The organism is uncultured Enterovirga sp. (genome assembly GCF_964242715.1).
Lineage (GTDB): Bacteria > Pseudomonadota > Alphaproteobacteria > Rhizobiales > Beijerinckiaceae > Enterovirga.
The window spans coordinates 1-12,995 of record NZ_CAXTAZ010000080.1 but is presented as its reverse complement, the minus strand read 5'-3'; the positions used below and the strand labels follow the sequence as shown (position 1 = coordinate 12,995).

At 69.4% G+C, this 12,995-nt stretch carries 12 protein-coding genes, 1 tRNA gene and 1 pseudogene; 10 read left to right on the top strand and 4 right to left on the bottom strand.

Annotated features, from left to right (window positions below; translation table 11 throughout):
• Together ACFE87_RS23645 and ACFE87_RS23640 are read right to left on the bottom strand one after the other, a co-directional pair.
• Nucleotides 1–288 (bottom strand): sigma factor (locus ACFE87_RS23645; RefSeq protein WP_375462112.1); only part of this gene is annotated, 288 nt, incomplete at its 3' end.
• A gap of 183 nt (nucleotides 289–471) precedes the next feature.
• Nucleotides 472–1,458: an RluA family pseudouridine synthase gene (locus ACFE87_RS23640; RefSeq protein ID WP_375462111.1), complete on the bottom strand. Its 987-nt coding sequence runs from the start codon at nucleotides 1,456–1,458 to the stop codon at nucleotides 472–474.
• 133 nt (nucleotides 1,459–1,591) lie between these two features.
• Here ACFE87_RS23640 and ACFE87_RS23635 point away from each other — a divergent pair.
• The 10 genes from ACFE87_RS23635 to ACFE87_RS23590 all read left to right on the top strand — a co-directional run bounded on the left by ACFE87_RS23635 (nucleotide 1,592) and on the right by ACFE87_RS23590 (nucleotide 11,815).
• Nucleotides 1,592–1,667, top strand: a tRNA-Glu gene (locus ACFE87_RS23635).
• A gap of 97 nt (nucleotides 1,668–1,764) precedes the next feature.
• Entirely contained in the window at nucleotides 1,765–4,614 is a 2,850-nt protein-coding gene (locus ACFE87_RS23630) for a PAS domain-containing protein (protein WP_375462110.1), read from the top strand.
• Nucleotides 4,615–4,797: 183 nt separating this feature from the next.
• Nucleotides 4,798–5,721, top strand: coding sequence for a hydroxymethylbilane synthase (gene hemC, locus ACFE87_RS23625; protein ID WP_375462109.1), 924 nt, complete (start codon nucleotides 4,798–4,800; stop codon nucleotides 5,719–5,721).
• Nucleotides 5,722–5,743: 22 nt separating this feature from the next.
• Nucleotides 5,744–6,232 carry a hypothetical protein gene (locus ACFE87_RS23620; protein ID WP_375462108.1) on the top strand — a complete coding sequence of 163 codons (489 nt, stop codon included), beginning with the start codon at nucleotides 5,744–5,746 and terminating at the stop codon, nucleotides 6,230–6,232.
• 70 nt (nucleotides 6,233–6,302) lie between these two features.
• On the top strand, nucleotides 6,303–7,337 hold the full coding sequence (gene bchI, locus ACFE87_RS23615) for a magnesium chelatase ATPase subunit I (RefSeq protein WP_375462113.1): 1,035 nt from the start codon (nucleotides 6,303–6,305) through the stop codon (nucleotides 7,335–7,337).
• Entirely contained in the window at nucleotides 7,334–9,154 is a 1,821-nt protein-coding gene (locus tag ACFE87_RS23610) for a magnesium chelatase subunit D (RefSeq protein WP_375462107.1), read from the top strand. Before bchI ends, ACFE87_RS23610 begins: the two co-directional genes overlap by 4 nt.
• Complete coding sequence (gene bchO, locus ACFE87_RS23605) at nucleotides 9,151–10,122, top strand: alpha/beta fold hydrolase BchO (protein WP_375462106.1); 972 nt, start codon at nucleotides 9,151–9,153, stop codon at nucleotides 10,120–10,122. Before ACFE87_RS23610 ends, bchO begins: the two co-directional genes overlap by 4 nt.
• A gap of 18 nt (nucleotides 10,123–10,140) precedes the next feature.
• A complete protein-coding gene (locus ACFE87_RS23600) occupies nucleotides 10,141–11,415 on the top strand; it encodes a DUF3422 family protein (RefSeq protein WP_375462105.1) in 1,275 nt (424 codons plus the stop codon).
• A 24-nt stretch (nucleotides 11,416–11,439) separates the two neighbouring features.
• Nucleotides 11,440–11,568: a hypothetical protein gene (locus tag ACFE87_RS23595; RefSeq protein ID WP_375462104.1), complete on the top strand. Its 129-nt coding sequence runs from the start codon at nucleotides 11,440–11,442 to the stop codon at nucleotides 11,566–11,568.
• A gap of 91 nt (nucleotides 11,569–11,659) precedes the next feature.
• Complete coding sequence (locus ACFE87_RS23590; RefSeq protein ID WP_375462103.1) at nucleotides 11,660–11,815, top strand: hypothetical protein; 156 nt, start codon at nucleotides 11,660–11,662, stop codon at nucleotides 11,813–11,815.
• 7 nt (nucleotides 11,816–11,822) lie between these two features.
• Here ACFE87_RS23590 and ACFE87_RS23585 read toward each other — a convergent pair whose 3' ends face one another.
• Together ACFE87_RS23585 and ACFE87_RS23580 are read right to left on the bottom strand one after the other, a co-directional pair.
• Nucleotides 11,823–12,650 carry a hydratase gene (locus ACFE87_RS23585; RefSeq protein WP_375462102.1) on the bottom strand — a complete coding sequence of 276 codons (828 nt, stop codon included), beginning with the start codon at nucleotides 12,648–12,650 and terminating at the stop codon, nucleotides 11,823–11,825.
• Nucleotides 12,651–12,688: 38 nt separating this feature from the next.
• Nucleotides 12,689–12,995 (bottom strand): annotated as a pseudogene (locus ACFE87_RS23580) (CrtD protein); the annotation flags it as partial.

Sequence of the window (12,995 nt, the reverse complement as noted above, 5' to 3'; positions counted from 1 at the left end):
GCCCTTGTCGGGATCGAAGCGCTTCACGGCCTGCATCAGGCCGACATTGCCTTCGCTGACCACCTCGCTGATCGGCAGGCCGTAGCCGCGATAACCCATCGCGATCTTGGCGACGAGGCGTAGATGTGAGGTCACGAGGCGGTGCGCCGCCTCTCGGTCGCCGTCGTCGGCCCAGCGTTTCGCGAGGGTGAATTCCTCGCTCGGCTCGAGCATGGGGAAGCGACGGATCTCGTTCAGATAATGCGAGAGTCCCCCCTCGCTTGCCAATGCCGGTAATGCGCCAGCCATCTGACCTCCTCAGGGCCGCCGCTTGTCGGCCGGCCCAATACGGCCCCGTTCGGCGACCGCGACCCCAGGATATAGGAACGCAGAGAATGGCCGAAAAGGGGCGCGACGTGTTCGGGTTTCGCTTCCAACGCGCCAAGTTCGATTTCGTCGCATCCTTGTCATGGACCGACCATTCGGGTCGGCCTAACCCTCCAAAGCCGCCCGGAGCCGGGCGAGATCGGCCGGCAGGTCGCTCTCGAATCGCATGATCTCGCCCGTTGTCGGATGCGAGAATTGCAGCAGGGTCGCATGGAGCGCCTGCCGGCCGAGCTCTTCGGCGACGGCGCGAGCCTCCGGCTCAAGCCGGGTGGACTTCGTCCGGTAGCCCGAACCGTAGAGCGCGTCCCCGATCAGCGGGTGACGCAGGTGGGCCATGTGGACCCGGATCTGGTGCGTCCGTCCGGTCGAGAGCGTACAGCGCAGGAGGCTCGCGACCGTCTCGCCGCCGCCGTCCCGGAACTCAGCCTCCACCCGGTAGCGCGTCAGCGCGTGACGCCCCCGCTCCGCCGTCGCGACCGCGATCTTCTCGCGCTGGGTCGAGGACCGGGCTAGCGGAACCTCGACCAATCCCTGCTTCGGCTCGGGCACGCCCCAGACGAAGGCGAGATAGGCCCGCTCCAGCGGACCATTGCGGCCGTGATCGGCGAATTGCTCGGCGAGCGACTGATGGGCGCGATCGGTCTTGGCGACGACCAGCAGCCCGCTCGTGTCCTTGTCGAGCCTGTGGACGATGCCGGGCCTGCGCACGCCCCCGATCCCGGACAGGCTCGCCCCGCAATGGCCGATCAGGGCATTCACGAGGGTGCCCCGGTCGTGACCTGCGCCCGGATGAACGACGAGCCCGACAGGCTTGTCGATCACGATGACCTCGGCATCCTCGAACACGATCTCGAGCGGAATCGCCTCCGACATCGGCGCGGGATCGATCGGGTCGGGCTCACGCAAAAGAACCGTCCCGGCGGCGGAGCGCGCAGCCGGGTTCGACACGACGGCATCGTTCACGGTGACATGCCCGTCCCGGATCAACGCCTGGAGCCGGCTCCGCGACAGGTCGGGCCAGGCCTCCGCGAGCGCGCGATCGAGCCGCCCCGGACGATCCAGCGTCGCGAGATTGAGAACACGTTCGGTCATCGTCGCCGACCAATCGCGCTCACTCGGCCGGGCGGCCGCAACGGCTCCCCGGCCGGAGAGGCCGGAACCGGGACGGTCGTGACTTGTGGCATCGGCATCCCGCCAGTATAGGACGCGTGTCGGCCTGCCGGAAGCTCCCATCGTCTAGCGGTCTAGGACGTCGCCCTCTCACGGCGAAAACAGGGGTTCGATTCCCCTTGGGAGCGCCAGCATTCTCTGCGGCTGATATCCCCATGCGATCGCCCACATTCGAAGGCCCCGAGCCACTGCGATCCGGACACGGCTCCTGTGAACGCGTTTGATCCTATGCGCGGCGATGTCACGTTCCTGACCGGCGGCGGCGAGATGGGCGAGCTGATGCGCTCGCATCCGTGGTCGGAAACCCTGATCGGCTCGGAATCGAGGTGGCCGCAACCGGTGGTGACGCTCGTGCGGGTCATGCTGGGCTCCCGCCAGCCGATGTTCATCGCTTGGGGGCCGGAGCGCGTGCTCCTCTACAATGACGCCTACGCGCCCTTGCTCGGTGCCCGGCATCCGGCCGCCTTGGGACGGCCCTTCTTCGAGGTGTGGCCGGAAATCGGCGACGAAGTCCGCCCTTTGATGGACCGCGTCTTCGCCGGCGACCCCGTGCATATGGACGACCTTCAGCTGACGCTTCACCGCCACGGCGTTCCCGAGGAGGCCCATTTCGCCTTCTCCTACACGCCTGTCCCGGGCGAGACGGGCACGATCGACGGTCTGTTTTGCGCCTGCAGCGAAACGACTGGCCAAGTGCTGGCGGAACGAGGCCTTGCAGCCGAACGCTGGACGTTGAGGCAGCTCTTCGGCCAGGCCCACGGCTTCATGGCGACGATGCGCGGCCCGCTTCACGTCTTCGAATACACCAACCCGGCCTATATGCAGCTCGTCGGCCATCGCGACGTGGTCGGCAAGCCCGTCCGAGAGGCTCTTCCGGAGGTCGCGGGCCAGGGCTTCTTCGAGTTGCTGGACGAGGTTTACGCGACCGGGACGGTGTTCCGGGGCAAGGCCTTGCAGGTCGGCCTGCAGCGCACGCCGGGCGGTCCGGTCGAGGACCGCTATATCGATCTCGTCTACCAGCCCGTGACCGGCTCGGCCGGGGAAGTCACGGGCATCTTCGCCGAGGGTCACGACGTGACCGAGATGCACGTCACGCAGATCGCTCTGCAGGAAAGCGAGGAGTTCAACCGGCGCGTTCTCGCCAGCAGCGACGACTGTATCAAGGTGCTCGATCTCGATTCCAGGCTGACATTCATGAGCGAGGGCGGCCAGCGCGTCATGGAGGTGAGCGACTTCAACGCCATCCAGGGATGTCCCTGGCCTGATTTCTGGCAGGATCAGGGAAATCGGGACGCCAAGGCCGCGGTCGCCGCGGCGCGAGCCGGTCGGCCCGCGCAGTTCCAGGGGCACGCCACCACGATGGCCGGCACGCCGCGATTCTGGGACGTGCGGGTCACGCCTATCCTGGACAAGCATGGCCGACCCGAGAAGATCCTGTCGATCTCGAGGGACATCACGGCAACGTGGGAGGCAGAAGAGGCGCTGCGAGGGTTGAACGAGAGCCTCGAGCGTCAGGTCCTGGAGCGGACGGCGGAACGCAATCTGCTGGCTTCGGTCGTCGAGACCACGGACATGATGTTCCTGGCAGCCGATCTCGACCACACGATCCTCGGGATCAACAAGGCCAATGCCGACGAGTTCGAGCGCATCTACGGCGTTCGACCGAAGGCGGGCGACAACCTGCTGGCCCTGCTGGCCGACCAGCCCGATCATCAGGCGCAGGTGCGAGCTGGATGGGCGCGCGGCCTGTCTGGCGAAGACCTGACCATCGTCGAGGATTACGGGGATCCAGACCGGAGCCGACCGTATTACGAGATCAAGTTCCGGGCGCTGCGCAACGCGGGGGGCGACCGTATCGGCTGCTACCAGTTCGTCACCGATGTGACCGAGCGACTTCGGAGCCAGGCCGAACTGGTCCAGGCTCAGGAGGCCCTGCGCCAGGCGCAGAAGATGGAAGCCGTCGGGCAGCTGACAGGCGGCCTGGCGCACGACTTCAACAACCTGCTGGCCGGCATCTCGGGCTCGCTCGAGCTGATGCAGACCCGCATGAAGCAGGGTCGCTTCCACGACGTGGAGCGCTACATGACGGCCGCCGAGGGCGCAGCGAGGCGTGCAGCGGCACTGACCCACCGCCTCCTCGCATTCTCGCGTCGCCAGACCCTCGATCCGAAGCCCACCAACGTGAACCGGCTGGTCACGGGCATGCAGGAGCTGATCCAGCGCACCGTCGGCCCCTCCATTTCCTTCGAGTTCGTCGGCGTGTCCGGCCTCTGGCCCGCCCTGGTCGACCCGCCGCAGCTCGAAAATGCCTTGCTGAACCTCTGCATCAATGCCCGCGACGCCATGCCGGACGGGGGCCGCATCACGGTCGAAACCGCCAACAAATGGATGGACGACCGTGCCGCCAGCCACCACGACATGCCACCCGGACAATACCTGTCCCTGTGCGTCACCGACACCGGCACCGGCATGACGCCCGCGGTGATCGCGCGGGTCTTCGAGCCGTTCTTCACCACGAAGCCCATCGGTGAAGGGACCGGGCTCGGTCTCAGCATGATCTACGGTTTCGCCAAGCAATCGGGCGGGCAGGTGCGGATCTATTCCGAAGTGGGCCAGGGCACGACGGTGTGCCTGTATCTGCCCCGCCATTATGGTGAGATCGACACCGATGACGGCGCGAGCAAGCCGCCGGCATTGCCCCGCTCCGAGCAGGGCGAGACCGTCCTCGTGGTGGACGACGAGCCGACCGTCAGGATGCTGGTTGCCGATATCCTCGAGGACCTGGGCTACAGGGCGCTCGAGGCCCCGGACAGCGCCGCCGGACTGAAGCTGCTGCAATCCGACGTGCGCATCGACCTTCTGGTGACCGATGTCGGTCTGCCCGGAGGCATGAACGGCCGCCAGATGGCCGACGCCGCCCGCCTCGCTCGGCCGGACCTCAAGGTCCTGTTCATCACCGGCTATGCGGAGAATTCCGTCTTGGGCAACGGGCACCTGGCGCCCGGCATGGCGGTGCTGACCAAGCCTTTCCCGGTCGAGGCGATGGCGTCACGCATCAGGCAAATGATCGAGATGTAGCGGCGGGTTCGGCGTCGGCGCTCCGAGACGGCATGCTCTGGACTCGGGTCGCGGCGCCTTGCTTCGGGGTTGGCGTCACTGCTAGATCCGACGGGTCGAAAAACGAGCGCCTTCAAGGGCCTCCGGGCATGCTGCGGACGTCCGCACGCGGACCCGGGCCGCGAAACGGGAGTGAGAGGGACGATGTCCGATTCCGGGCTCCTGTGGATCGGCACGAGGCGGAGCCCGCTCGCGCTCGCCCAGGCCCATGCGGTCCAGACCGCACTCGGGGCGGCGCTGGGCCGTTCGGCCGAAGAGCTGCCGCTGAACGCGATGGTCTCCACGGGCGACCGCATCCTGGACCGTTCCCTCGCGGCTGCGGGCGGCAAGGGATTGTTCACGAAGGAGCTCGACGAGGCGCTGCTCGGAGGCAGTATCGATCTCGCGGTTCATTCGGCGAAGGATCTCCCGACGGCGCTTCCGGACGGGCTCGCCATCGTCGGATGCCTGGCCCGGGAGGACGCCCGCGACGTGCTGATCACCTCGCTCGCGCCCGATCTCGCCGGCCTGCCGGCCGGGACCGTCGTCGGGTCCGCCTCGCTCCGCCGCCAGGCCATCCTGCTCCGCACCCGCCCGGACCTTCGCGTCACGCTGCTCCGCGGCAATGTCGGGACGCGGCTCGCCAAGCTCGCCAATGGCGAGGTCGGCGCGACGCTCCTCGCGCTGGCCGGTCTGAAGCGCCTCGGCCTTGAGGCGCACGCGACCTCGATCCTGTCGCTGGACGACATGCTGCCGGCCGTCGGGCAGGGCGTGATCGCCATCATGGCCCGGATCGGCGACGAGAGGGTCCGGACCGCGATCGCTTCCATCTCGGACCGCGCCGCCGAGCGGGCGCTCGACGCGGAACGGGCTTTCCTGGCCGTGCTGGACGGCTCCTGCCGCACGCCCATCGCCGGCCACGCGACGCTCGACGATGGGCAGCTTCAGCTGCGTGGTCTGGTGCTCACGCCGGATGGGCGCGAGGCGGTCGAGACGACCCTGTCCGGGCCGGTCGAGGACGCCCACCGGATCGGGCACGAGGCCGGAGCGGAGCTGCGGGCCCGCCTGCCCGCGGGCTGGCAGGCGTGAGCCGCCGCCGGACGCCGGGCGGATGACGGCGGGGGAGGGCGGGCCGACGATTGGCGCGGCCGAGCGGGTCCACGCCGCGCATGCCCAAGCGGTCGCGGCGGCGACGGCGCCGCTCGTCGCGATGAGCGCGGACATCCTGAAGGCCGTGTCCTTCATCAATGGCGGCGCGGCCGTCGCCACGCTCCTCTTCGTCACCGGGTCGCTGCGCGATCATCGCTCCCTGGCGCTGGCCCTGGTGCTGCCGCTCGCGCTCTTCGGTTTCGGCCTCACGGTCGCGGCCTTCGCGACCGGCTTCACCTATCTGGCGCAAGAGCGGTCGGGCACGGCGCTGTCCCTCCAGGAGTGCGGCTGGCAGGAGCCCTTCATCCGCGACACGGCCGCGTCCCTTGCCGCATCGCGCGAGGCCGGGCGCTTCCGCAATCTGGCTTTCGGGGCCGTTCTGGTCGGCATGGCGAGCGCGGTCGGCGGGTTCGCGCTTGCGGGTGCGATCCTGTGGTTCATGCTGCGCTGACCTCGTGGCCGACCTATCGCCTCCCGCGGCTTGAACCTAAGCTCGCTCCACTTCGGAAAACAGCGTGACGATGAAGCCAGTATTCCCGTTTTCGGCCATCGCCGCGCAGGACGAGATGAAGACCGCGCTGATGATCGCCGCGGTCGATCCCGGCATCGGTGGCGTCCTGGTCTTCGGCGATCGCGGCACCGGGAAATCGACGGCGGTCCGGGCCTTGGCGGCCCTGCTTCCGCCGATGCGGGTCGTGGCGGGCTGCCGCTACCATTGCTCGCCGGACGAGGCGGGCGCAGCCTGCGACGAATGCCGCCGGCGCGCCGCCGAGGCCGGCAAGGCGCGCCTCAAGGTCGAGCTCGTGCCCGTCCCGGTCGTGGACCTTCCGCTCGGCGCGACCGAGGACCGGGTCGTCGGTGCGCTCGATCTCGAAAAGGCGCTCTCCCAGGGCATCAAGGCCTTCGAGCCGGGCCTCCTGGCGCGGGCGCATCGCGGGTTTCTCTATATCGACGAGGCGAATCTGCTCGAGGACCATCTCGTCGACCTCCTCCTCGACGTCGCGGCGTCGGGCGAGAATGTGGTCGAGCGAGAGGGATTGAGCATCCGCCATCCAGCCCGGTTCGTCCTGGTCGGCACCGGCAATCCGGAAGAGGGCGAACTCAGGCCGCAGCTCCTCGACCGGTTCGGCCTCTCGGTCGAGGTTAAAACCCCGACCGACATGCCGACCCGCATCGACGTCGTGCGGCGGCGCGACAGTTTCGACCGGGATCCGGCGGCCTTCGTGGCCGGATGGGAGAAGGAAGAGTCGCGCCTGCGAAAGCGGCTGGTCGCGGCGCGCGCGCGGCTGCCGTCGGTGGTGCTGCCGGACGCCGCGCTCGAGACCGCCGCCCGACTCTGCATGGCGCTCGGAACCGACGGGTTGCGGGGCGAGCTCACGCTCGTTCGCGCGGCTCGCGCGCTCGCGAGTTTCGAGGCGGCGCAGGAGGTCGGCAACGACCATCTCCGCCGGATCGCGACATCGGCCCTGCGCCATCGGCTCCGGCGCAATCCGCTGGACGAGGCCGGCTCCACCGTGCGCGTGGAACGCGCCGTGACGGAGCTGTTCGGCCCGTGACCCAGGACGCGGCGCCTTTTGCCGAAGCCGAGCGGCCCGGAGCCGCGGCTTGGAGCGACGCATGCCTCGCCGCCGAACTCCTGGCCGTGGATCCGGCCGGTCTCGGCGGGGTCTGGCTCCGAGCCCGGATCGGCCCGCCGCGTGACCGGTGGCTCGCGCTTCTGCGGAACGCCCTGCCGGCCTCCTGCCCCGTCACCCGCGTGCCGCTGCATGCCGGCGACGAGCGCCTTCTCGGCGGTCTGGATCTCGCCGCGACCTTGCGGTCGGGTCGGCCGGTGGCGGAACGCGGGCTCCTGGCCGCCACGGATGGTGGGGTCGTGCTGCTGCCGTCGGCGGAGCGCCTCGCCGCCGGCATGGCAGCCCGGCTCACCGGCGTGCTCGACACCGGAGAGGTGACGGCGGAGCGGGACGGGCTCGCGCTCCGCTCTTCGGCCCGAATCGGGCTCGTCGCGCTCGACGAGGGCATCGAAGCGGACGAGCGCGTACCGGCTGCCCTCGCCGATCGCCTCGCCTTTCACGTCGATCTCACCGATGTCCAGCCCGTCGACGCTCGGCCAGCTCTCTCGGCCCGCGACATCGAAGAGGCGAGGGGGCGCCTTTCCGCGACCTCCGTCCCGGACGATGCGCTCGAGGCGCTCTGCGCCGCCGCCTGGGCCTTCGGGGTAGAATCCCTGCGGGCTCCGGCCTTCGCGGTTCGGGCTGCGCGCGCGGCTGCGGCGGTCGCGGGCCGATCCGAGGCCGCGCCGGAGGATGTGGCGCTTGCGGCGAGGCTGGTTCTGTCCAGCCGGGCGACCCGGCTGCCCGCTCCCCCGGACGAGGCAGCCTCGCCCCCGCCCGAGAGCGAACCGCCGCCCGACGCTCAGCCGGAACCCGCTGGGGAGAGCGAGCCGGACGATGCCGATAGCCCTCCGGACGCGCCTGCTCTCGACGACTTGGTGCTCGCCGCGACTGCAGCCGCTATTCCGGCCGGGCTCCTGGAGCAACTGCGGTCCGGACCGGCGGGTCGGGCGAGGACGCCCGGTGCGGGCGGGTCCGGCGCCCTGCAGCGCGACCGCAGGCGGGGTCGCCCGGCCGGCACGCTGCGGGGGGAACCGACACGGGGCGCCCGTCTCAACCTGGTCGAGACCCTGCGGGCCGCGGCGCCGTGGCAGCCGCTGCGGCGGGATGCCGGCAGCGACACCCGGCTCTCGATACGCCGGGACGATCTCCGCATCACGCGCCTGAAACGCCGGACCGAGACGACCACCGTCTTCGTGGTCGATGCCTCCGGCTCCGCGGCCTTCCAGCGCTTGGCGGAGGCGAAAGGCGCGGTCGAGCTCTTGCTGGCGGACTGCTATGTCCGGCGCGATCGCGTCGCGCTGATCTCCTTCCGGGGTGCTGCGGCCGAACTTCTTCTGCCCCCGACGCGGTCGCTCACCCGGGCCAAACGAAGCCTCGCGGCCCTGCCGGGCGGCGGCGGCACGCCGCTCGCGGCCGCGATCGACGATGCCGCGACGCTCGCCGATGTCATCGCCCAGGGAGGCGGCAGCGCAGTCCTGGTCTTCCTCACGGACGGGCGGGCGAATGTCGCCCGGGACGGGGCGGGCGGGCGGGAGCAGGCCTCCGCCGATGCGACGGCAGCTGCGCAGCGTCTCCGGACCGGGAGGGCGACCGTGCTGTTCATCGATACATCGCCGCGGCCGCATCCCCCCGCCGCCGCGATAGCGGCCGCCATGGGCGCCCGCTACCTTCCCCTGCCGGCGGCGGACGCCACGACCCTCTCCGGGATCGTCCGCAACGAACTCGCGGCCGCCGCCCCGGGCGGGGCCGGCCGGTGAGCCGCGACCTCGTCTGGGATCGGGACGGGAGGCAATGGCCGAACCGGGAGGCTTCGACCTTCGCTCGGGTCGGCCGCCTGTCCTGGCACGTGCAGGTGGCCGGGGAGGGTCCCGTTCTCGTGCTCGCGCACGGCATGGGAGCCTCGACGCATTCCTGGCGCGACGTCCTGCCGGCCCTCGCCCGTCATTTCACCGTCGTTGCCCCGGACCTCCCTGGCCATGCCTTCACGTCGCGACCTCCCTCGTCGCGCGGCTTGTCGATGCCCGGCATGGCGGTGGATCTCGGAGCGCTTCTCGCCGCGCTCGGCCGCGAGCCGGCGCTTGCCGTCGGCCATTCCGCGGGCGCCGCGATCCTGTGCCGGATGGTGCTGGACGGGCGCATCCAGCCCAAGGGCCTGGTCAGCCTGAATGGAGCACTGCTCGGGTTCCGAGGCGTCGCCGGGCATCTCTTCTCGCCGCTGGCCAAGCTGCTCGCCTCGAATGACCTTGCCGCCCGCCTCATCGTCGCGACGATGTCCAGCCGGAGTTCGGTCGAGCGTCTCATCGCCGACCAGGGCTCAAGCCTCGACCGGACCGGGATCGACCTCTATCGCCGCCTCGTCGGAAGCCCCTCCCATGTCGGGGCGGCGCTCGGGATGATGGCGAATTGGGAGCTCGACGCCTTCGAGCGCGACCTTCCTGGCCTCGCGATACCCTTGCTGCAGATCGTGGGTAGCAACGACCGGTCGGTCCCGCCGTCGACGGCCGCGAAGGTCCGGTCGCTCGTTCCGGGCACCACGATCGACGAACGCCGCGGCCTCGGCCATCTGGCCCACGAGGAGCGTCCGCACGAGATCGCGGACCGCATCATCGCATTCGCCCGCGCCATCCAGGTGCTGGACGCGTCGCCAGTGGAGCAGGAGGCTTGTGCTGCTACCTCGCCCGGTTATCCTGCCGGTCCGGTTGACCCTTCCATCCGGAAGCCCTAGCCGCCCGGCAGAGGTCCGATGCGCCGTCCTCCGGATCACCCGCTGCGGGCCGAACTCAACGGCGAGGTCCATGCCCGTCCACCGGAGGCGTTGCGGGCGCCGGTCCAGGTCTCCTATCTGGCCCTTCTCCAGACACCGGCCCAACGCGACGAGGAAACCCGCTGCCTGACGGACCTCGCTCGCGGGCTCGGCCTGGCGCCGCCGGCTGCGGACGCGAACCATTTCAGCGGCGACCTCGGCACGTTCCGGCTCCGCTGGGAGCGACATACCGAATACTCGCGCTACATGTTCGTCGCCGAAGGTGCCGGTTCCGAGCCCTTCGACTCCACAGCGCTGGATCGCGTGCCGGAGGATTTCATCGCCCGGCTTCCGGGCGAGGTGATCGCGGCCAGCCACGCCGAGGTGAGGATCGGCGGACAGGAGACGCTCGAGACGCTGTCGCGGCGATCTTTCGGCGTAAGCGTGTTGATCGGATCCGAGATCGGCGGAACGGCGACGACCGCCGTGACCGATTTCCGGATCCATGCCGGCGGGTTCAGCCGCTTCCTGATCGCCGATCACGATCTGACGCCCCAGGAGACCGGCCGCCTGTTGCAGCGGCTGCTCGAGATCGACACCTACAAGACGCTCGCGCTTCTGGCCTTTCCCGTCTCCCGCGCGCTCACGCCTTTTCTCGGCCGAGCCGAGCGGGAACTCGCCGCCATCACGACAAGCCTCGCTGCGGGCCGCGAGGCTGACGAAGCGACCCTTCTCGGCCGGCTGACCCAGCTCGAGGCCGAGATCGAGAGCCGTGGTGCGGAGAACCATTTTCGCTTCAGCGCGGCGGCCGCCTATTACGACCTCGTGCAGCAGCGGATCGGCGAGTTGCGGGAGGCTCGGATCGCCGGCATGCAGACCTTCGGCGAGTTCGTCGAGCGGCGTCTCGCTCCGGCCATGAACACCTGCCGGGCCGCCGCAGCCCGGCAGGAAGCGCTGGCGGGCCGCGTCGCCCGTGCCACCCAGCTCCTGTCGACCCGGATCGACGTCACCCGGAGCGAGCAGAACCAGGATGTCCTGCGCTCCATGAACCGACGCGCGAAGCTCCAGCTCAGGCTGCAGGAGACGGTCGAGGGTCTCTCGATCGCGGCCGTGACATATTATGTCGTCGGGCTCGTGAGCTACGCCGTGAAAGGGCTGAAGCCCGTCGGCATCGACCTGAACCCGGATCTCGCCATGGCGGCGAGCATTCCCGTCGTGCTCCTGCTGGCGGCGATCCGGATCCGGCGCATCCGGAAGAGCGTGACTGACGTCTGACGAGGTCGGGCCCGGAGAACCGCCATGGATGAGGGGTCGTATGGTCTGATCGAGCTGCTTCTCGTCTTCGGACTGCTCCTCGGCTGGGCCGTCTGGGACATTGTACGAACCCGGCGCGAGCTGTCTCGGATGAGAGGCAAGGTCGAAAAGTAGCGCAGGACCGTAGCGACGCCGAGCCGTCGAACTCTTTTCCGCCCGGGGCGTTCTTCTCTATCTCTTCGACGATGAGCTAGGAACGACCCACATGACCGACAATACGGCCCTCCTGTCAGGCCTGAACCTCTTCACACTGATAGCGGTGTTGCTGGTCCTCATTGGTGCGTTTGCGTACTTCTTGCGGAGCCGTCGCAATCGTGTTGCGGCGTCGCATGTCTTCGGCACGGACGAGCCGAAAAAGTAGCCCGCTCTCAACTGGCGCGGCGGGGCATCCTGAAGGGCAGCATCGCCTGGACCCAGGGGGCGCTGAACCGGTCGAGCGACAGGCTTTCATGCATCGCCGTCACGGGCTCTCCGAACAATCGGCTTTGCAGCACGGACCGTGCGTAGAAGGGCCCGTCCTCGAGCGTATGTCGGACGGACGCTCGCGAGCCCCCGTCGGATCGCGTCTCCCGGTCCACGCGCCACAAGCTTCGGGGCAGTGGCGCAGGCGGCGGAGGCTCTTCGTCATGTACGCCGCCGGCCGGGTCAAAACGGAGCGCCACGGACGCTTTGGCGCCGTCTTTCCGGACGACATCATAGAGAACGGCCGTTCCGCGCTCCATCGTCGCCCGGGACCAATGCCATTGCGAGAAGGCGTCCGCGAGCGGCTCATCTCCGTCATTCGCGTCGAGATAGCCGTGCCCGCTCCATCTCAGCTCCGGATTGGTCAAGGCGACCTCGACCCGCGCGCAGGGCGAGATCGGGAACCAGCGATGCCGACCGTCTCCGTCGAGATCGAAGGTCTGATCGGAGAGGGCCTGGGGATGCACTCGGATGACGCCCTCGAGCGGGCGCGGCCACGGAGCGGTAACCTCGTCGACCCGTATCTCGAGGCTCGAACCGACCCATTCGAGGGAACTCGGCCCGATCGTGAGCGACGACCCGGCGCGATGCAGGCGTGAATGGCCGCGCTCGGTGCATGACCAGGACGGGCCTGAGATGCCGTAGAGAGCGACGTTCACCGCGCAGTGGTGGAGAGGGTCCGGCCTCCCGCGCCGGCGTGCCAGGGCGTAATAGGGCGAGAAGACGCTGCCCACGAAGGCGATGAGCGTGAGCCCGTAGCGTCCATCGTCGCTCAGTGCGTCGACATACCACCACGCGTAGCCGCCCGGCGCGACAGGCTCGTCGAACCGAAGTCCTGAACGAGGCTCGCGGCCGCGAGCCGTCCCGACAGGGCCGCCATCGGGAGACCCGGGCCCGGATGCGTGCTCCCGCCCGCGAGGTAGAGTTGCGGGATCCTGCTCCGCGAACCGGGACGCTGGAACGACGCCATCCAGCCGTGGGAGGCCCTCCCGTAGAGCGCCCCACCCGTTCCCGGGAAGAGCCTGGCGAAATCCGACGGGGTCGTGACGACGCTGGATTCGGGTCGGCGACGAACGCTC